Origin of the sequence: Vibrio sinaloensis (assembly GCF_000808535.1) — a bacterium.
Classification (GTDB): domain Bacteria; phylum Pseudomonadota; class Gammaproteobacteria; order Enterobacterales; family Vibrionaceae; genus Vibrio; species Vibrio sinaloensis_D.
The window spans coordinates 22,520-41,761 of the sequence record NZ_JWLV01000009.1 but is presented as its reverse complement, the minus strand read 5'-3'; the positions used below and the strand labels follow the sequence as shown (position 1 = coordinate 41,761).

Genomic DNA, 19,242 nt, shown 5'->3' with positions numbered 1-19,242 from the left:
ATGGCGGGAGAGCTAGGGCTATTGTCGTTGGTGTGGATCGCGGTGCTCAGCAGTTTGAGTGTGGCGATTTTTGCTTGGCAACGCTATCGCAATGCAGCCTCGCGGCTCTCCCTTGTTTGCATTGCACGTTTGGTTTCGGTGGGGGCGATTCTCAGTTTAGGGCTTCTGGCGTTCCTATTTTTAAATGATCAGTTCCAGTTTGCCTATATCGCCACCCATTCCAACTCGGCGCTCCCTCAATTTTTCAAGCTCGCTGCCGTGTGGGGTGGGCATGAGGGCTCCATGCTGTTTTGGGTGTTTACCTTAAGTTTATGGAGTGCGTTAATCTCATTTCATCCGCGTAAACCGTCGCGCTACATTCAGCATGTTTTGTGGATTATGTTGGCTTTTGTCGCGGCGTTTAGTTGGTTTACCTTGCTGGCGTCAAACCCGTTTAGCTACAGAGAGGTTTATGTCACTGAAGGGCGAGATTTGAATCCGATGCTGCAAGATGTCGGGCTGATCTTTCACCCGCCTTTGCTTTATCTCGGCTATATAGGATTCTCTACCGTCTTAGCGTTTGCTTTAGCGGCATTGCTTGAACCCAAATTTGATGCTCACTGGGTGAAAGAGTGTCGACTGTGGGCGGTGTCATCATGGATGCTACTGACATTAGGTATCTTGGTCGGTTCTTGGTGGGCATACAATGAACTAGGGTGGGGCGGCTGGTGGTTTTGGGACCCAGTAGAAAACGCGTCGTTACTGCCTTGGCTCACGGGGACGGCACTGCTGCATACCTTGATTGCTTCATCGCGCTATCAGCAGCTTACATTGTGGTCACTCAGCTTGGCGCTGGTGACATTCAGTTTGAGTATTCTCGGGACTTTTATTGTCCGGTCAGGAATTTTAACCTCGGTGCATGCTTTTGCGGTTGACCCTAGCAAAGGGATTGCCCTACTGGCGATTTTAGCCCTCACCTTACTCGGCTCGTTTGTTCTGCTTTTTCGCCAAAGCGATGCCATTCGTAGCGAAGGATTGCACTCGGTGCTGGGTCGAAGCTACTTGATATTGGTGTCTGCAGGCTTATTGATTGTGGCAACGTTTACGGTGTTTTTGGGTACCTTTTATCCGATGCTCTATGAGCTGCTGGGTTTAGGCTCCATATCGGTCGGAGCGCCTTACTTCAATACTCTGATTCAACCTTTGGCTTTGCTCGCTTTGTTGGGTATAGGGATGGCGCCTCTTATGAAGTGGCATCATGGGAGCTATGTGAGTTGGCGCGCGATAGTGCTCTTATTTACGACTGCCTCATTCGTTGGGGCTGCGGCGTATCGGCTTCAAGTGACAGACTGGAGTTTCGCTACCTTGCTCGTTTGGATGCTTGGCGCGTGGGTTATTGGTAGTCATTTGCTGATCGCTGCCAAGAACCGAACGGTGAGCTTTATGGTGCTGGCTCATGTGGGGCTAGCCGTGGTTTGCATTGGGGCGAGTATGAACAGCCAACACTCTTATGAGCTCAATCGTAAAATGGAGCCAGGCACAACCACTGAACTGGCGCAGTGGCAAGTGACCTACCTTGCTACCGAATGGTACGTTGGCCCCAATTATACTGCCGAGCAGGGGGTGATTGAGTTTTCGTCTCCGGCAGGCGCGAGCTTCAGGCTGGCACCAGAACGTCGCCACTATCCAGTGCGTGTCATGAATATGAGTGAGCCAGCGATTCGCTCAACATGGCATGGTGATTACTATGTCACATTGGGCGCGAAGGTTGATAGCAAGGCGTACGCGGTCAAAATACAATATCGTTCCTATATTGCATGGATTTGGGCGGGCGCAATTATGGCGATACTGGGTGGATTGTTGCCATTGCTGCGCTCTTTTTCGTTGATCAAGTCGAGAGTGACTCATGGCGCTATTCAACAATCGTAAAGTGTTTATTTTTGTCCTGCTGTTGGCGGGCTTTATTGGTTTCTTGGTGGCGGGGCTTCAATCGGGAAACTTTGGTCCTAGTCAGCAGCCGGTCGTTCGTCAACTCCCTTCCATACCTGTCACATTGCTAGCCAGTGGCTCTGTGGTTCACAGTGATACGCTTCTCGGACAAGATTATCAGTTAGTGAACGTGTGGGCGTCTTGGTGTGGTGTGTGCAAGGCTGAGCACGCTTTTCTCAATCAACTCGCCAGTGCGGGGATTCCTATCATTGGTCTAAATTATCGAGACAAAAAAGCCGCGGCGCAAAACTATTTAGCCTTGGGGGGCGACCCTTATCGACACGTCATGTTTGATCCCAAGGGTCAGTTTGGGATTGAGCTAGGAGTCGTGGGGACGCCGGAAACGTATGTGGTTAATCGTGAGGGCGAAATCGTCTACAAGCACTTTGGTTTACTGAATCAAGCTTCATGGGATGCTCGGTTCGCCCAATATTTTAGCCAAGAAGCGGATGACCATGATTCGTAATATAGGGATTGTCGTTGCGGTGTTGATGTCGCTCAGCCTCTGTGCCCAAGAGCCACAACTCTTCGCTGCGTCAGACAGTGAGCTTGAAGTCAAAGTCGAGTTGTATGAGTTTGAAAGCCCGGCTCACCAAAAGCGAGCGATTGCACTGGCCAAATCATTGCGCTGTCCTCAATGCCAAAATCAAAACCTTGTCGAGTCAAACTCCCCCCTTGCCAAAGATTTGCGCTTAATTGTGTTTGAGAAAATAAATGCAGGGGAAGATGAGCAACAAGTGATTGATTTTATGACGGCAAGGTATGGTGAGTTTGTCCGCTACAAGCCAAGTTTTTCTTGGCAAAATAGCCTGCTTTGGGGGTTACCGATTTTGTTGTTGATTGGATTCTTTTGGCTCTCCGTAAAGTCAGTGCGAAATCGACAGGCTTAACAAAAATCTGATAGATCTTTTTTCTCATTGGGTTACATTGAATCCCATTGAAATGAAGATGTTGTAGGAATTAGTGCGGTACTCAATAGAACAATACGACAAACATGGATTTTTGAAAGCGCCGAAATGGCTGTGGCTCGGCTGGTTATTTATGGCCAAAGCTTGGGTCGTTTTTGTCGTCGCGGGCGCCAGTCGTGAAAGTGGCAGTAAGATTCTCAATATCGTCTATCCTGATCATTCCATGCTGTATCTAGGCTTGGCAATGGGCTTACCGAGCATCTTTTTGATGTGGTTAATTAGCTTACGAAACCCTGAAAGGGGCTGGGTAAACAAATTAGTCAGCTGGGGAAAAAGCATTACGCTTGTGACCGTGGTTAGCCAATTTTCGCAAAGCGTTTATCATGTATATCTAGAGCAAGGGGCCTTTAGTTGGGCAAATGGCATCACCATGCTTGTCCTGCTTTGGTTTGGTCTTTACGTGATGAAAAGCCGCAGCGTGCGAGACAGCTTTTACAATCCGCCAGCTTCCTAATTGAGTGAGCTCTGATCGGTGTCAATATCCCAAACATAAAACAAAATACACTGTGCAAAATAACAATGTGAGGAATCTTCTATGTCAAACCCTCAAAGTGCAATACTTCCTGAAGCGGGCCCATTCGCTCAGTATACGTTACTGAAAATCAAACAAAATCCGCAGTCGGTCGTAGAGAAACTCAAAGCATTACCGCAACTCGTCGAAGAGCTTAACCAGCAGCAACCTGGCGCAGATTTGATGCTGTCGATTGCTTTCACCAAGTCGTTCTGGACTCAACTTGATGCAGCAATGCCGCCAGAACTGATTGATTTCCCAGTTCTCGGTGAAGGCGAGGTGGTCGCGCCGAGCTCAGACGTTGATGTCTTGCTCCATTGCCACTCAAACCGTCATGATTTGCATTTCTATCTACTGCGCAAGTTGATGGCTGACGTTGAGCAAGACGTGCAAGTTGTCGATGAAACTTACGGTTACCGTTACCTTGACTCTCGCGATATGACGGACTTTATCGATGGTACCGAGAATCCGAAGGAAGGCCAGCGTGCGGAAGTGGCGATCATTCCTGAAGGTGAGTTTGCTGGCGGCAGTTATGTCATGGTGCAACGCTTCATTCATAATCTGCCTTCTTGGAATCGCTTGAACGTATCGGCGCAAGAGAAAGTGATTGGTCGTACCAAGCCAGACTCTATCGAGCTAGACGATGTGCCTGCGGCTTCCCATGTTGGTCGCGTTGACATTAAAGAAGAAGGCAAAGGGTTGAAGATTGTTCGCCACAGTCTTCCATATGGCAGTGTCTCTGGCGAACATGGCCTACTGTTTATTGCCTACTGCAACACTCTCCATAACTTCAAAGCCATGCTAGAAAGCATGTATGGCGTGACTGACGGTAAAACCGATCAACTTCTGCGCTTTACTAAAGCGGTGACGGGGGCTTATTTCTTCACGCCTTCTGCACAGATGCTTCAGTCACTGAAATTAAAGTAAGCCATCAATGAAACCATAGCCGAGCAACTTGCTCGGCTTTTTTGTGCAATTTTTCTAAAGATCTCGCGTTTAGGCCGATAACTTAGGTAGCCCATAAAAGGAAACCGTCATTCATGGCCATCACTGTTAATACCAATGTTTCTGCAATGACTGCGCAGCGTCACCTGACGAATGCGACGGATTTGCTGAATCAATCTCTGGAGCGTTTAGCTTCGGGGAGCCGGATTAATAGTGCAAAAGATGATGCGGCCGGCCTGCAAATATCTAACCGACTCGAAACTCAAATGAGTGGTTTGGATGTGGCGGTGCGAAACGCCAATGATGGGATCTCCATCATGCAGACGGCGGAAGGGGCGATGAATGAAACCACCAACATTCTTCAGCGTATGCGTGACTTGTCACTTCAATCGTCCAATGGCTCCAATAGCCAAGCTGAGCGAACCGCATTACAAGAAGAAATGGCAGCTTTGAACGATGAACTGAATCGAATCGCTGAAACGACCTCTTTTGGTGGTCGAAAATTGCTCAATGGTTCGTTCGCTTCGTCGTCTTTTCAAATTGGTGCCAGTTCAGGTGAAGCGGTTCAAGTGTCACTCAAGAACATGCGCTCTGACAGCTTAGAAATGGGCGGTTTTAGTTACGTTGCAGCAGGCAAAGCTGATGCCAATTGGCAGGTTGGGCAGGGAAATCATGTCTTGAACATGGAATACACCAATGCTCACGGCGAACAAGAGGTCATTCAAATCAAAGCCAAAGCGGGCGATGACATAGAAGAGTTGGCGACCTATATCAATGGTCAAACCGATAAAGTCTCCGCGTCGGTGAATGAGGAAGGCCAGCTACAAATCTTTATGGCGGGTAAAGAAACCTCAGGGACACTCTCGTTCTCGGGTAACTTAGCCAATGAACTGCAAATGAACCTAGCGGGTTATGAAGCGGTTGATAACCTCGACATTTCTGATGTCGGCGGCGCTCAGCGAGCGGTATCCGTGATTGATACGGCGCTAAAGTATGTTGATAGCCATCGAGCAGAACTTGGCGCACTGCAAAACCGATTCAATCACGCCATTACCAATCTAGATAATGTGCATGAGAACCTCGCGGCGTCGAACAGTCGAATCAAAGATACAGACTACGCGAAAGAGACCACACAGCTGGTCAAGCAACAGATCTTGCAACAAGTGAGCACGTCGATATTGGCGCAGGCTAAACAACAGCCGAACCTTGCGATTACCTTGTTAGGTTAATCGAATCTGAGAATCTGTTTTTCTCATAAAAGAGAACGGTATCGACAGGCGAATAGAAAGCTTTAGTAAAAAAAAACACTTTTTTTAAGTTTTTCTCCTGTTGGTCACGCTTTCCTCCCCAAATGCACTTTTTTCAAAAAAAACTTAAAAAAATTCTCAAGGTTTTCCAAACCGTGCCGTTAATAAAAGTAACTTTGAGAGAACTACTTGGTTTTCCGAGACGTCGGAAACCGGAAACATCGGAAAATCAATTGGAGAAATCACCATGGCAGTGAATGTAAATACTAACGTAGCAGCGATGACAGCACAGCGTTACCTAAATAGCGCAACGAACGCACAGCAAACTTCAATGGAGCGTTTGTCATCAGGTTCTAAGATCAACAGTGCAAAAGACGATGCAGCGGGTCTACAAATCTCTAACCGCTTAAACGTACAAAGCCGCGGTCTAGACGTAGCGGTACGTAACGCGAACGACGGTATCTCAATCGCGCAAACTGCTGAAGGTGCGATGAACGAGACAACCAACATCCTGCAACGTATGCGTGACCTATCGCTACAATCTGCGAACGGTTCAAACTCTAAGTCTGAGCGTGTAGCAATTCAGGAAGAGGTGACGGCACTAAACGACGAGCTTAACCGTATCGCGGAAACCACATCATTTGGTGGTAACAAACTGCTAAACGGTACGTTTACAACCAAATCAATGCAGATTGGTGCGGATAACGGTGAAGCAGTTATGCTGACTCTGAACGACATGCGCTCTGATAACGTTGGCATGGGTGGTACGAGCTACAAAGCTGAAAACGGTAAAGACAAGAACTGGTCTGTTCAAGCTGGCTCAAATGACCTAACAATCACGCTAACACCAAAAGATGGTGAAGAGCAGACGATCAATATCTCTGCAAAAGAGGGGGATGATATTGAAGAACTGGCGACTTACATCAACGGTCAAACAGACATGGTAAAAGCGTCTGTCGATGAAGATGGCAAGCTGCAAGTGTTTGCGGGCACCAACAAAGTTGAAGGTGAGGTAAGTTTCGGTGGTGGTCTAGCTGGTGAGCTAGGTATGCAAGATGGTCAAGCGGTAACCGTTGACACTATCAACGTAACATCTGTAGGTGGCGCACAAGAATCGGTAGCGATTATCGATGCTGCTCTAAACTATGTTGATAGCCACCGTGCTGAACTGGGTGCATTCCAGAACCGTTTCAACCACGCGATTAACAACTTAGACAACATCAACGAAAACGTGAATGCGTCTAAGAGCCGAATCAAAGATACGGACTTCGCGAAAGAAACAACGGCAATGACCAAGTCGCAAATCCTATCTCAAGCATCAAGCTCGATTCTTGCTCAAGCGAAGCAAGCACCGAACTCGGCACTAAGCCTACTAGGCTAAGCGTCAGCTTAAGAAAAAATCCAGCTTCGGCTGGATTTTTTGTTTTTAGCTAAGTGATTGATATTGAATGGTGCTATAGAAATTACTTTTAGACCCAAATCACACTTTAGTGTTCAATCTAGAAAAATTCGTAAAAAAGTTAATTTTCTCCTAAAGGTTAATCTAAGTCCGCCGTTAAAGGATTGAGAGAAATGAGATGTGCCAATGCGAGGTGAGAGACGCAAAGGCACATCGCCCTAATGCCTAAGGAGATCAAATATGGCAATTAACGTAAACACTAACGTGTCTGCGATGACTGCTCAGCGACACCTGAACGGTGCAGCTGAAGGTATGCAGAAATCGATGGAGCGTTTGTCATCGGGCTACAAAATCAACAGTGCTCGTGACGATGCTGCTGGCCTACAAATCTCAAACCGTTTGACATCACAAAGCCGTGGCTTGGACATGGCGGTGAAAAACGCAAACGATGGTATCTCTATTGCACAAACTGCTGAAGGTGCAATGAACGAGAGTACCAACATCCTGCAACGTATGCGTGACCTAGCGCTGCAATCTTCAAACGGCTCTAACTCACGTTCAGAGCGTATCGCTATTCAAGAAGAAGTAACGGCGTTAAACGACGAGTTAAACCGTATCGCTGAAACGACCTCTTTTGGTGGTAACAAACTTCTAAACGGTACTTACGGTAGCCAATCATTCCAAATCGGTGCGAGCTCAGGTGAAGCGGTACAGCTTTCTATGGGTAACATGCGTTCTGACACGGCAGACATGGGTGGTAAAGCGTATGTTGCTGAAGAAGGCAAAGGTGCAGATTGGAGAGTTTCAGACAATACCGATCTGACTCTTGGCTATACTGATGTACATGGTGAAGAGAAAGAGCTAACGATCAACGCTAAAGTCGGCGACGACATTGAGCAGGTTGCGACTTACATCAACGGTCAAAGCGAAGATGTAAAAGCGTCTGTAGGCGAAGATGGTAAGCTTCAACTGTTTGCTGCAACCAATAAAGTGGCAACAGACGTTGAAATTACGGGCGGTCTTGGCGGTGAAATCGGTTTCGGTGACGCTCAAAACAAGACAGTTGCAGACGTTGATGTCACCACGGTAGCGGGTTCTCAAATGGCCGTATCGATCATTGATGGCGCATTGAAGAACGTAGACAGCCAGCGTGCTGGTCTGGGTGCTTTCCAAAACCGTTTTGGTCATGCGATCAATAACCTAGACAACATCAACGAGAACGTAAACGCATCTCGTAGCCGTATCTTGGACACAGACTTTGCGAAAGAAACAACCGCAATGACTAAGTCTCAGATTCTGCAGCAAGCGAGTACTTCAATCCTAGCTCAAGCTAAGCAGTCACCATCGTCTGCACTTAGCTTGTTAGGTTAATCGATAGGTTCGACGGAGCTTATTGGTAGCAGCTTTGTGCTGTGACCTAAAGGTGGAAGGGAGATCGTTATGGACATATCATCCTACACATCGAACATCCAGCCTTACGGCTCAGAAAGTGGCACTAAAATTGCTTCAAAAAACGAAGGAGTACTGCTCGATTCCTTGAAAAAGGAACCGCAAGTAAATGAAAAGGTAAGTGAATCTGCCGCTCAAGCAGTCGAAAGAGTGATCGAAGCAACGAAAGAGCGAGAGAAACTCAATCGAGAAGAGCGCGAGCGGGTTGTTGAACAGGTGAATGACTTCATCTCATCCATCAACAAAGGCTTATCGTTTCGTGTCGACGAAGAGTCCGGTCGGGACGTCGTGACCATTTACGAAGCGGATACCGGTGATATTATTCGCCAGATTCCTGATGAGGAACTGTTGGAGATTCTTCGACGCCTAAGGGACCAAACCGCGAGGTATTCGTCGGGATTGGTGAACCAAACGGTGTAATCGTAATTTGAGGTGATGTAGATGAGTTTTGGCCCTATAGGGATGAATTCTGGCATGGATATCAATTCCATGGTCAGCAAAATTGTAGATTCGGAGCGCGTACCTAAGCAGCAACGTATCGACAATGAGCGGGCCCAAATTGATACCGGGATCAGTGCCTATGGTCGGCTCAGAGAGTCGCTGGATACGATGAAAAACTTGATGGCGAGCTTTCGTCAGGAGAAAGCTTTCGCCGCAAGAAAAGTCGAAACGACAAATGATACCGTTGTATCAGCGACAGCAACCACTGATGCCATCGCTGGTCGCTATGCTATCGATGTGTTGCAGCTTGCGCAGAGCCATAAAATTGCGTCAGACGTACTTCCTGAAGACGCAAAGTATGGCCCTGGTAAGCTGCAGGTTTCGCTTGGCGACAAAAAATTCACCGTCGAAATCTCTAATAACTCCAAATTGGTTGATGTCGTTAGAGGCATTAACAACAGCAAATCTAACCCTGGGGTTCGGGCGTCGATCATCAATGACACCGAAGGCCCACGACTCATTGTCGCTTCAACCAAATCCGGTGAAGCGAACGACCTCTCGATTGTCGCTGACGCAAAACCTGGCGATAACCTAAAAAGACTTGAATATAAAACGCTAGAACAGCGTGTTAAAGATCTAGAGAAAGCGCGGTCTGCAGCTCAAGAGTTGTTGAGTCCTCTTTCCCCGAAAGAACAAGAATTCGCCGATAAGATTGCCCAGCGAAACATTGAAGCGGCAAAAATTGTCGATCAAGAAATTGCCGACAACTCAAAACAAGCGGCAATCAAAGCCGATCCTAAAGCCGCCAAAGATGCGAGTGCGGATAATGAGTTATCGACGCAAGCGGCGGCCGCAGCGGCTAAAGCTGGTGTGGAAGCAAACAAATATCTCAAACCAGAAGAACGTATCCCAGGCTGGACAGAAACGGCATCAGGAACACTTCTGGATTCTTACTGGGAGCCAGAACCAGAGCTAGACGATAAAGCGATTGAGAAGTCGGGTGATGTTCCAGGCTGGTCAAACACCGCATCTGGTACTCTTACCGACTCTTACGTGACCCCAAAAGAAGCGCAGGCCAAGCTCGAGGAAGAGAAAGCTCAGATCGAGCAGAAGTTGGTTAATGAAAAAGTTGAGCTTGAGCGAAAAGTTGCCAGTGGTGAGCTAACGCCAGAACAGGCGAAGCAGCTTGAACGAGCCAAATTGACCCAAGAAGAGCGAGACTACCTTGAGCGCGTGGATAAAGCTCAAGCGGATCTGGAGGCGGCACAAGCCTCTTTTGATACCTATAATGGTATGACCGAAGTTCAAAGCGCCCAAGATGCGAAAGTGATGCTCGATGGTGTGGCGCAATTATCCAGTGACAACAACATCATTGAGGATGCCATTGAAGGGGTCGATTTGACACTCAAAGGCCGCACCGAAGTTGGAAAACCAGTATCGGAAATTGACATTGAATATGACCGTCAACGAGTAAGAGACGATATTGAACGATTCGTGGCTGCCTACAATCAGTTCTACCAACTTTCACAAGAACTTGCAGGGGTTGATCCTCGAACGGGTAGGGCAGGGCCATTATCGGGTGACAGTGTGGTTCGTAATGCCGATGCTCGCCTAAAGTCGGTTTTCTCCGCTGATGTCGAAACAGCACCGGAAGATCTTAAAACCTTGACTGAGTTTGGTGTGACCACGACTCGTCAAGGTAACTTGGAAATCAATTACGACATGCTCGACCGCCAGCTAAACAACAACTTCAATAAACTTGAAGGTTTCTTCGGTGGCAACAAAGGCTTTGCCAAAAAAGTGGAAGATGCGATTCAAGGGCTCACTGGTGTGACAGGCGCAATCCGCACACGTGAAAAGAGCATGCTAGAGCGAACTTATTCATTGCAAGATGATCAAGCGGCATTGGATCGCCGTATGGAGAGTTTAGAAAAGCGGACTCACGCCAAATTTACGGCAATGCAAGATGCAACGAGCAAAATGCAGTCTCAACTGGCTGGGATGATGAATGCACTTGGTTGAAGAGTTTGAGCAAAATCTAGATAAATTACGTGATGTAAATCACACTATTTCATCAGTGATTACACAAGAGGCGTTTGAGACTGAAGAAATCCTCGCTTTGGTCGATACAAGGGAACGAATATTGCAGAACTTGTTCAGCTTGATAGAACGCGATGCCGAGTTGGCGCAAACGGCGCAGTGGCACTCAGCAATTCAAGAAACAAAAGCTATCGTAGAGTTGATGCAAGTAAAAACGGCTGAAGTCGGCAAATCATTACAAAAGTACCGACATGGTCAACGTTCTGTTCAGCAGTACAAGAAATTTTTATAGAGAGGTTATTTATGCGTGGTTCATTACAGGCTTACAAAAAGGTATCAGTTGATAGCCAACTGAGTGCGGCCTCCCCGCATAAAATTGTGCAAATGCTTATGGCAGGCGCAATCGAACGTCTGATTCAAGGCAAAGCTGCAATGGAGCAGGGCAACATTCCTGTCAAAGGTGAGCGCCTAGGTAAGGCTCTTGATATTATCATTAGCTTACGCAGCTGTTTGTCGATGGATGACGGTGGTGACATCGCACAAAATTTAGACCAACTATATGAGTTCATGATTACGCAAATCACAGAAGCGAATCATCAAAACAACCCTGCCAAGATCGATGATGTGATCGATATTATTCGCGAGATCAAATCGGCATGGGATCAAATTCCAAATGAATATCACAATTTAACTGCGTCAGATGTGGGTATTTAGAGTCAAATAATCACCAATTGGTTGCTTATGTAGTCAAAATCGCGCCAATTGGTTTTGGGCTAACATCACACCGACTAATTGCTTGGTTGCCTTATTTTTTTTATCAAATAGAATAGAAGCCACTCACGAGCCTAGTGGCTTATTTTGTTGCTGAAATTTATAAATTGTTAATCGTTATTTCTGTTCTATAGTTAGAATTGACGTTAGAAACATAAATCAGCCACAACGTTTCAAAAGAAAGGCAATTATTCTCACCCATGCAAGGTTTAGCGAAACTACTTGTGATTGAGGACGACGCACAAGCGCGGACGAATCTCAGTAATATTTTAGAATTTGTTGGAGAGCAGTGCGAAGCGATCAGCTCTGACCAAGTTGAAGAAATTGACTGGTCGGCGATTTGGGCTGGATGCATTGTCGGCTCTGTGGCTGGTGGAAATCTAGCCCCTAACCTAAGCGAGAAGCTAGCCCGTGCAAATCATGTCCCACTCTTGATTGCTGGTAAACACTCTTACCCTGTCGATGAACTGACTCACTATGTTGGTGAGCTCGATTTCCCTCTTAACTACCCACAACTAAGCGAAGCACTAAGACACTGTAAAGACTTTCTTGGCCGTAAAGGCATGAATGTCGTCTCATCGGCGCGCAAAAATACCTTGTTCCGCAGTCTCGTTGGCCAAAGTCATGGGATTAAGGAAGTTCGCCATCTTATAGAGCAGGTGTCGAGTACAGAAGCGAATGTACTCATCTTGGGTGAATCCGGGACAGGTAAAGAAGTTGTTGCAAGAAACATTCATTACCATTCTACTCGTCGAAGCGGTCCATTTGTTCCGATTAACTGTGGCGCAATCCCACCTGACTTGCTAGAGAGTGAGTTATTCGGTCACGAAAAGGGCGCATTTACTGGTGCCATTACTTCGCGAAAAGGGCGCTTTGAACTGGCTGAAGGCGGGACACTGTTCCTTGATGAAATTGGTGATATGCCAATGCCGATGCAGGTCAAGTTATTGCGCGTGCTGCAAGAGCGATGCTTTGAGCGTGTTGGTGGCAATACCACGATTAAGGTTGATGTTCGTGTTATCGCGGCAACTCACAGAAACTTAGAGTCAATGATCGAAGATGAGTCGTTCCGTGAAGATCTCTATTATCGTTTGAATGTGTTCCCAATCGAGATGCCTGCGCTTCGTGATCGCAAGGATGACATCCCACTTCTACTTCAAGAACTGATGACACGGATGGAAGCGGAAGGCGCGCAACCGATCTGCTTCACACCACGCTCTATTAACTCTTTGATGGAGCACGACTGGCCAGGTAACGTTCGAGAGCTTGCCAACTTAGTTGAGAGAATGATCATTCTTTATCCGAACAGTCTTGTCGACGTGAACCACTTGCCAACCAAATACCGCTACAGTGATATCCCTGAGTTTCAACCTGGGTATAACACCGGACGCACGGTTGAAGAACAAGAGCGCGATGCGTTTTACGACATCTTCTCTGAAGATTTTAGCTTAGAGTCGAATGACCTGTTCCAAGATAGCGAGGCAGCGCCGCAAAACTTACCGCCTGAAGGGGTTAATTTGAAAGAGATGCTCGCTGACTTGGAAGTGAACATGATCAACCAAGCACTTGAAGCACAGGGTGGCGTTGTCGCGAGAGCGGCCGATATGCTCGGTATGCGCCGGACAACCTTGGTTGAAAAAATGCGCAAATACAATCTGCAACGTTAGAAAACTGCACGTTTGCGAGACTGTCAAAATCTCGACCTTTCTCTAACTGCTTGAAAATAATGAACAATAGCCTGGAATGATTTTTGCATTCTAGGCTATTGTAGTTTTTAAGGCAGAAATACGTCATGCAGCCCAACCCAGTTACTGAGAATCAAACCTCACTTGGTACCTTAGAAGAACAAGTAGAACGTTATCAGCAAGTGCTCAATGTGATGCCTGCAGGCGTAATTCTACTCGACACTCAAGGTACGGTGTGTGAAGCAAATCCAGAAGCGCAGCGCTTACTTGAAGTGCCTCTTGTCGGTCAAAAGTGGTTCGACATCATTCAACAAGCTTTCGCCCCACGTGAAGATGACGGGCATGAGATCTCTTTGCGAAATGGTCGCAAGGTTCGCCTTGCGATCTCGGCGTCGGCAACCGGCCAGCTTATTTTGATCACGGACCTCACCGAGACGCGCTTGCTTCAGTCGAGAATCAGTGATTTACAGCGTTTGTCATCGCTGGGTCGAATGGTGGCCTCTTTGGCTCATCAGGTACGAACTCCGTTATCGAGTGCCATGTTGTACGCCTCGAACCTTGGTGCTCCAAATCTGCCGCCTGCAACCAAAGATCGCTTTCAAAGCAAGCTGATGGATCGTTTGCATGATTTAGAAAAGCAGGTCAACGACATGTTGTTGTTTGCAAAAGGCGGCGACAATAAAGTCGTCAAACCTTTTACCATCTCAGACCTTGTGGCTGAATACTCGCCCATGGTGGAAACGGCGCTGAAGAATAATCAGATCGATTACTTCATCGAAGTGGAACAAGAAGAGACAGAGCTCCTTGGTAATGCGAATGCGATTGCGTCTGCTTTAAGTAACTTGGTGATGAATGCGATCCAAATTGCGGGCAAAGCCTCTCAAGTTGACGTCTTTTTTAGACCCGTAAACAACGAATTAAGAATTTCGGTGCAAGACAGTGGCCCAGGCGTGCCCAAGGAATTGCAAAGTAAAATTATGGAACCTTTCTTTACGACTCGCTCTCAGGGGACTGGCCTTGGTTTAGCGGTTGTACAAATGGTTTGTCGTGCTCACGACGGAAGGTTAGAGCTGATCTCAGAAGAGGGGGATGGTGCCTGTTTTACCATGTGCATCCCGCTAGAGCGCCACACCACTTCTGAACAACATATTGAGACTGGAGAGTAATAATGGCTCAAAGTAAGGTACTGATTGTTGAAGACGATGAAGGTCTACGCGAAGCCCTAGTCGACACGCTCGCTTTGGCTGGTTACGAATGGCTAGAAGCAGATAGCGCAGAAGATGCGTTGGTCAAACTTAAATCCAATACGGTTGATATTGTGGTCTCCGATGTTCAGATGGCGGGGATGGGAGGACTGGCTCTCCTGCGCAATATCAAACAGCATTGGCCAAACCTCCCAGTACTGTTGATGACGGCGTATGCAAATATTGAAGATGCCGTCTCGGCCATGAAAGATGGCGCGATCGACTACATGGCGAAACCTTTTGCGCCGGAAGTGTTGCTTAACATGGTCAGCCGCTATGCGCCGGTAAAGTCGGATGACAATGGCGATGCGGTGGTTGCCGACGAAAAGAGCATTAAGCTGTTGGCACTGGCCGATAAAGTGGCGAAAACCGACGCCAGCGTGATGGTCCTAGGGCCTAGTGGCTCAGGTAAAGAGGTCATGTCTCGCTACATCCACAACGCGTCAAATCGTAAAGATGGGCCTTTTGTCGCGATAAACTGTGCAGCGATTCCTGACAACATGCTCGAAGCGACCTTATTCGGCTATGAAAAAGGTGCGTTTACTGGCGCGGTTCAAGCGTGTCCGGGTAAGTTTGAGCAAGCGCAAGGCGGCACTATTTTACTTGATGAAATCAGTGAAATGGATTTGAACCTGCAAGCCAAATTATTGCGTGTTCTTCAAGAGCGAGAAGTCGAGCGCTTAGGCAGTAGAAAGAGTATTAAGTTGGATGTTCGTGTTTTGGCTACCAGTAACCGAGACCTTAAGCAATATGTTCAAGAAGGTAACTTCCGCGAAGACTTGTACTACCGTTTAAATGTGTTCCCAATTGCGTGGCCTGCATTGTGTGACCGTCCTGGCGATATTGAGCCTCTTGCTGTCCACCTTATTGAACGTAACTGCAAAAAACTGGGGATACCGGTACCGACCCTAAGCCCACAAGCGATAAGCAAACTTGCCGCGTATGCTTGGCCAGGTAACGTTCGTGAACTCGACAATGTCGTTCAGCGTGCGCTTATTTTGAGTGAAAACAATCACATTGGCGCAGAGCAGATTTTGCTAGAAGGGTTAGATTGGCAAGACGCTTCGGGTTTACAGCAAGTAGTGGAAAATTCTGACGCCCGTGCGCCCGTGATTCAGCCGGTTGCAGAGGTGGATTCGAGCAAAGTGGCTTCATCGGTTGGTGGACTGGGTGGTGAACTAAGAGACCAAGAATTCGCCATCATTCTTGAAACTTTAGTGGAGTGTAACGGACGCCGAAAAGAAATGGCGGAAAAACTCGGAATCAGTCCGAGAACTTTGCGCTACAAGTTAGCAAAAATGCGCGATGCGGGGATTGATATTCCAAACTAACATGCTATTTTCGACGCTCATAAGGAAATGGCACACACTTTGCAGCGTCATAAATACAACAAAAGTTTTAGTCAAAGAGTTGACGACCGAGGTATCGATGAAAATTGATGGTTTCCAAAGCGAAATGCAAGCGATGATGTTTGAAGCAGGGAATACCAAGCCCGCAGTAACAGGCCATACGGTCGGCGCGGATTTTGGTGAGCTGCTCAATAATGCGATTAACAACGTCAACAGTCTTTCTAAAGCATCAGGTGATCTACAAACACGTTTTGATCGAGGTGATGAAAACGTATCACTGTCTGATGTCATGATCGCCCGAAATAAGTCCAGCGTGGCGTTTGAAGCAACAATTCAAGTACGTAACAAACTTGTGGAAGCGTACAAAGAATTGATGAACATGCCAGTGTAAAGATAGGTAACACCTGTGTCAGAGCAAAATCAATCAACAGACCTAACCGTAGCAGAAGCGGGTGCTGACAGCGCAATGTTGGCGACATCTGATCTTGATTCAGGTGTGCAAAACCCCGATCTCGACGAGAAAAGCAGCTCCAAGTTCGACATGGCGGTGGGTGACCTCGACCTGCTTCGCCAAGTCGTGTTAGTCCTCTCTATTTCCATTTGTGTTGCCTTGATCGTGATGTTGTTCTTCTGGGTGAAAGAGCCCGAGATGAGACCTCTTGGAGCTTATGAGACCGAAGAGCTGATTCCTGTTCTGGATTACCTTGATCAACAAAAACTTGATTACAAACTTGATGGCAACACTATCCTAGTGCCCTCAAGTGAATACAACACGCTTAAGTTGGATATGGTTCGTGCTGGATTGAACCAAGAGAAAAACGCGGGCGATGATATTTTGCTTCAAGATATGGGTTTCGGCGTTTCTCAGCGTCTTGAACTTGAGCGTTTGAAGCTCAGTCGCGAGCGCCAGCTTTCTAAAGCAATTGAAGAAATGAAGCAAGTGCGCAAGGCTCGTGTACTGCTTGCGCTACCAAAACAAAGTGTGTTTGTTCGCCATAACCAAGAGGCATCTGCGTCTGTCTTTTTGACCTTGGCAACCGGGGCGAACCTCAAACAAGAAGAAGTCGATTCTGTGGTCGATATGGTGTCGAGTGCCGTTCCTGGTATGAAACCGAATCGCATCACGGTCACCGATCAACATGGTCGATTGTTGAGTTCGGGTTCCCAAGACCCTGCCTCTGCCGCTCGCCGTAAAGAACACGAGCTTGAGCGCAAGCAAGAACAAGCGCTTCGTGACAAAATCGATTCTGTATTAATTCCTATTCTTGGTTTTGGTAACTACACCGCTCAGGTTGATATTCAGCTCGATTTCAGCGCTGTTGAACAAACACGTAAAAGCTTTGACCCCAATACCCCATCAACGCGAAGCGAATACACGCTTGAAGACTATAATAATGGAAGTGTGGTAGCGGGCGTTCCGGGTGCGTTGAGTAATCAACCGCCAGCGGATGCCTCAATTCCACAAGATGTCGCGCAAATGAAAGATGGGACGGGTTTAGGGCAGGGCTCTGTTCACAAAGAAGCAACGCGCAATTACGAGCTTGATACGACCATCAGCCATGAACGTCGCCAGACAGGTGTGGTGAACCGTCAAACCGTAGCCGTCGCTATCAAAAATCGCGCGATTGTGAATCCAGATACGGGTGAGACAACGTATCAACCTTTATCGGACGCTGACCTATCCTCGATCCGCCAAGTACTGATTGGGGCAGTTGGATACAGCGAAGCGCGCGGAGATCTGCTAAACGTATTGAGTATGCAGTTTGCAGAACCTGAAGTGGAAGTGCTGCAAGATGTGCCGATTTGGGAACACCCGAACTTCAATGATTGGGTACGTTGGTTCGCAAGTGCGTTGGTTATTATTGTGGTTGTGTTGGTGCTTGTTCGTCCAGCGATGAAGAAACTTCTCAATCCTGCGTCGGATGATGACGATGACCAGTTGTATGGACCAGATGGATTGCCAATTGGCGCTGATGGTGAAACCAGCTTAATTGGTAGCGACCTTGAAGGTGGTGAGCTGTTTGAATTTGGTTCAAGCATTGACTTACCTAACCTACACAAAGATGAAGACGTATTGAAAGCCGTCCGTGCTCTTGTGGCAAATGAACCAGAGCTTGCGGCTCAAGTAGTGAAGAATTGGATGCAAGATGCCTAACGAAATAGTGCCTCAACAAGAGGGCGGTGGTGACGTTGCCGAAAACGCCGTAGACATATCAACCATTCCTGGGGAAGAGCGTGCAGCGATTCTTCTTCTAAGTTTGAACGAGGAAGACGCCGCGGGCATCATCCGCCATTTGGAGCCGAAACAGGTTCAACGCGTGGGTAGTGCCATGGCGCGTGCTGCGGATCTCAGCCAAGAAAAAGTCGGTGCGGTACACCGTGCATTTTTGGAAGACATTCAAAAATACACCAACATTGGTATGGGCAGTGAAGACTTCATGCGTAATGCCCTTGTTGCTGCGCTGGGTGAAGATAAAGCGAACAACCTTGTTGACCAAATACTGTTGGGTACGGGCTCAAAAGGTCTCGACTCATTGAAATGGATGGACCCACGCCAAGTGGCCAGCATTATTATTAACGAGCACCCACAGATTCAGACTATCGTACTTTCTTACTTAGAGCCGGATCAATCAGCCGAGATCTTGTCTCAGTTTGCTGAGCGTGACCGCCTCGATTTGATGATGCGTATTGCCAACCTTGAAGAAGTTCAGCCATCGGCACTGGCTGAGTTGAACGAAATCATGGAGAAGCAGTTCGCGGGTCAAGCTGGTGCACAAGCGGCCAAGATTGGCGGCCTGAAGGCAGCGGCAGAGATCATGAACTACATGGACAACAACGTCGAAGGTATCTTGATGGATCAAATCCGCGATCAAGACGAGGACATGGCGACTCAGATCCAAGACTTGATGTTCGTATTCGAAAACCTTATCGAAGTGGACGACCAAGGTATTCAGAAATTGCTGCGTGATGTACCACAAGATGCGCTACAGCGCGCACTTAAGGGTGCAGACGATGGCTTGCGTGAGAAGATCTTCAAGAACATGTCTAAACGTGCCGCTGAGATGATGCGTGATGACCTTGAAGCGATGCCACCAATTAAAGTGTCTGATGTTGAAGCTGCGCAGAAAGAGATTCTGGCTATCGCTCGTCGTATGGCTGACTCCGGTGAGATCATGCTGGGTGGCGGTGCGGACGAGTTCTTATAATCAGTTGAGTAAATAAGGT

At 47.5% G+C, this 19,242-nt stretch carries 18 protein-coding genes; all 18 read left to right on the top strand.

Translation table 11 applies throughout. The features are described 5' to 3' along the window. The 18 genes from RJ47_RS06060 (at position 1) to fliG (ending at position 19,223) form a co-directional block, all read left to right on the top strand. Positions 1–1,908: a heme lyase CcmF/NrfE family subunit gene (locus tag RJ47_RS06060; protein WP_039482440.1), complete on the top strand. Its 1,908-nt coding sequence runs from the start codon at positions 1–3 to the stop codon at positions 1,906–1,908. Next, positions 1,886–2,434, top strand: a complete 549-nt coding sequence (locus tag RJ47_RS06055; RefSeq protein ID WP_039482437.1) for a DsbE family thiol:disulfide interchange protein — start codon at positions 1,886–1,888, stop codon at positions 2,432–2,434. The genes RJ47_RS06060 and RJ47_RS06055 overlap by 23 nt, the downstream gene beginning before the upstream one ends. Beyond that, complete coding sequence (locus RJ47_RS06050; RefSeq protein ID WP_039482831.1) at positions 2,424–2,858, top strand: cytochrome c-type biogenesis protein CcmH; 435 nt, start codon at positions 2,424–2,426, stop codon at positions 2,856–2,858. Before RJ47_RS06055 ends, RJ47_RS06050 begins: the two co-directional genes overlap by 11 nt. A 73-nt stretch (positions 2,859–2,931) precedes the next feature. After that, positions 2,932–3,390 (top strand): DUF2919 domain-containing protein, encoded by a 459-nt coding sequence (locus RJ47_RS06045; RefSeq protein ID WP_038140215.1) that lies wholly within the window; start codon positions 2,932–2,934, stop codon positions 3,388–3,390. Between the two features lie 81 nt (positions 3,391–3,471). Beyond that, positions 3,472–4,374 carry a Dyp-type peroxidase gene (locus tag RJ47_RS06040; protein WP_039482433.1) on the top strand — a complete coding sequence of 301 codons (903 nt, stop codon included), beginning with the start codon at positions 3,472–3,474 and terminating at the stop codon, positions 4,372–4,374. A gap of 113 nt (positions 4,375–4,487) precedes the next feature. Then, positions 4,488–5,621, top strand: coding sequence for a flagellin (locus tag RJ47_RS06035; protein ID WP_039482431.1), 1,134 nt, complete (start codon positions 4,488–4,490; stop codon positions 5,619–5,621). Positions 5,622–5,886: 265 nt separating this feature from the next. Continuing rightward, positions 5,887–7,020, top strand: coding sequence for a flagellin (locus tag RJ47_RS06030; protein ID WP_038140221.1), 1,134 nt, complete (start codon positions 5,887–5,889; stop codon positions 7,018–7,020). 258 nt (positions 7,021–7,278) lie between these two features. Next, positions 7,279–8,409 (top strand): flagellin, encoded by a 1,131-nt coding sequence (locus RJ47_RS06025; RefSeq protein ID WP_005471766.1) that lies wholly within the window; start codon positions 7,279–7,281, stop codon positions 8,407–8,409. Positions 8,410–8,478: 69 nt separating this feature from the next. Beyond that, complete coding sequence (flaG, locus tag RJ47_RS06020; RefSeq protein ID WP_005471797.1) at positions 8,479–8,907, top strand: flagellar protein FlaG; 429 nt, start codon at positions 8,479–8,481, stop codon at positions 8,905–8,907. Between the two features lie 21 nt (positions 8,908–8,928). Continuing rightward, positions 8,929–10,950, top strand: a complete 2,022-nt coding sequence (gene fliD, locus RJ47_RS06015) for a flagellar filament capping protein FliD (RefSeq protein ID WP_039482428.1) — start codon at positions 8,929–8,931, stop codon at positions 10,948–10,950. Next, positions 10,937–11,260 (top strand): flagellar protein FliT, encoded by a 324-nt coding sequence (locus RJ47_RS06010; protein WP_039482426.1) that lies wholly within the window; start codon positions 10,937–10,939, stop codon positions 11,258–11,260. The genes fliD and RJ47_RS06010 overlap by 14 nt, the downstream gene beginning before the upstream one ends. Before the next feature lie 11 nt (positions 11,261–11,271). Further along, positions 11,272–11,682: a flagellar export chaperone FliS gene (fliS, locus tag RJ47_RS06005; protein WP_005471670.1), complete on the top strand. Its 411-nt coding sequence runs from the start codon at positions 11,272–11,274 to the stop codon at positions 11,680–11,682. Between the two features lie 257 nt (positions 11,683–11,939). Then, a complete protein-coding gene (locus RJ47_RS06000; protein WP_005471867.1) occupies positions 11,940–13,406 on the top strand; it encodes a sigma-54 dependent transcriptional regulator in 1,467 nt (488 codons plus the stop codon). Positions 13,407–13,531: 125 nt separating this feature from the next. After that, positions 13,532–14,590 (top strand): sensor histidine kinase, encoded by a 1,059-nt coding sequence (locus RJ47_RS05995; RefSeq protein WP_005471760.1) that lies wholly within the window; start codon positions 13,532–13,534, stop codon positions 14,588–14,590. A 2-nt stretch (positions 14,591–14,592) separates the two neighbouring features. Beyond that, positions 14,593–15,999, top strand: coding sequence for a sigma-54-dependent transcriptional regulator (locus RJ47_RS05990; protein ID WP_039482422.1), 1,407 nt, complete (start codon positions 14,593–14,595; stop codon positions 15,997–15,999). A gap of 97 nt (positions 16,000–16,096) precedes the next feature. Continuing rightward, positions 16,097–16,408, top strand: coding sequence for a flagellar hook-basal body complex protein FliE (gene fliE / locus RJ47_RS05985; protein ID WP_005471738.1), 312 nt, complete (start codon positions 16,097–16,099; stop codon positions 16,406–16,408). A 15-nt stretch (positions 16,409–16,423) separates the two neighbouring features. Further along, complete coding sequence (gene fliF / locus RJ47_RS05980; RefSeq protein ID WP_005471729.1) at positions 16,424–18,172, top strand: flagellar basal-body MS-ring/collar protein FliF; 1,749 nt, start codon at positions 16,424–16,426, stop codon at positions 18,170–18,172. Beyond that, on the top strand, positions 18,165–19,223 hold the full coding sequence (gene fliG / locus RJ47_RS05975) for a flagellar motor switch protein FliG (RefSeq protein WP_005471842.1): 1,059 nt from the start codon (positions 18,165–18,167) through the stop codon (positions 19,221–19,223). The genes fliF and fliG overlap by 8 nt, the downstream gene beginning before the upstream one ends. The last annotated feature ends 19 nt before the right edge of the window (positions 19,224–19,242 follow it).

Coding starts and splice junctions, on each gene's coding strand:
- RJ47_RS06060 (WP_039482440.1), top strand. CDS start 1: ATGGCGGGAGAGCTAGGGCTATTGTCGTTGGTGTGGATCGCGGTGCTC.
- RJ47_RS06055 (WP_039482437.1), top strand. CDS start 1,886: ATGGCGCTATTCAACAATCGTAAAGTGTTTATTTTTGTCCTGCTGTTG.
- RJ47_RS06050 (WP_039482831.1), top strand. CDS start 2,424: ATGATTCGTAATATAGGGATTGTCGTTGCGGTGTTGATGTCGCTCAGC.
- RJ47_RS06040 (WP_039482433.1), top strand. CDS start 3,472: ATGTCAAACCCTCAAAGTGCAATACTTCCTGAAGCGGGCCCATTCGCT.
- RJ47_RS06035 (WP_039482431.1), top strand. CDS start 4,488: ATGGCCATCACTGTTAATACCAATGTTTCTGCAATGACTGCGCAGCGT.
- RJ47_RS06030 (WP_038140221.1), top strand. CDS start 5,887: ATGGCAGTGAATGTAAATACTAACGTAGCAGCGATGACAGCACAGCGT.
- RJ47_RS06025 (WP_005471766.1), top strand. CDS start 7,279: ATGGCAATTAACGTAAACACTAACGTGTCTGCGATGACTGCTCAGCGA.
- flaG (WP_005471797.1), top strand. CDS start 8,479: ATGGACATATCATCCTACACATCGAACATCCAGCCTTACGGCTCAGAA.
- fliD (WP_039482428.1), top strand. CDS start 8,929: ATGAGTTTTGGCCCTATAGGGATGAATTCTGGCATGGATATCAATTCC.
- RJ47_RS06010 (WP_039482426.1), top strand. CDS start 10,937: ATGCACTTGGTTGAAGAGTTTGAGCAAAATCTAGATAAATTACGTGAT.
- fliS (WP_005471670.1), top strand. CDS start 11,272: ATGCGTGGTTCATTACAGGCTTACAAAAAGGTATCAGTTGATAGCCAA.
- RJ47_RS06000 (WP_005471867.1), top strand. CDS start 11,940: ATGCAAGGTTTAGCGAAACTACTTGTGATTGAGGACGACGCACAAGCG.
- RJ47_RS05995 (WP_005471760.1), top strand. CDS start 13,532: ATGCAGCCCAACCCAGTTACTGAGAATCAAACCTCACTTGGTACCTTA.
- RJ47_RS05990 (WP_039482422.1), top strand. CDS start 14,593: ATGGCTCAAAGTAAGGTACTGATTGTTGAAGACGATGAAGGTCTACGC.
- fliE (WP_005471738.1), top strand. CDS start 16,097: ATGAAAATTGATGGTTTCCAAAGCGAAATGCAAGCGATGATGTTTGAA.
- fliG (WP_005471842.1), top strand. CDS start 18,165: ATGCCTAACGAAATAGTGCCTCAACAAGAGGGCGGTGGTGACGTTGCC.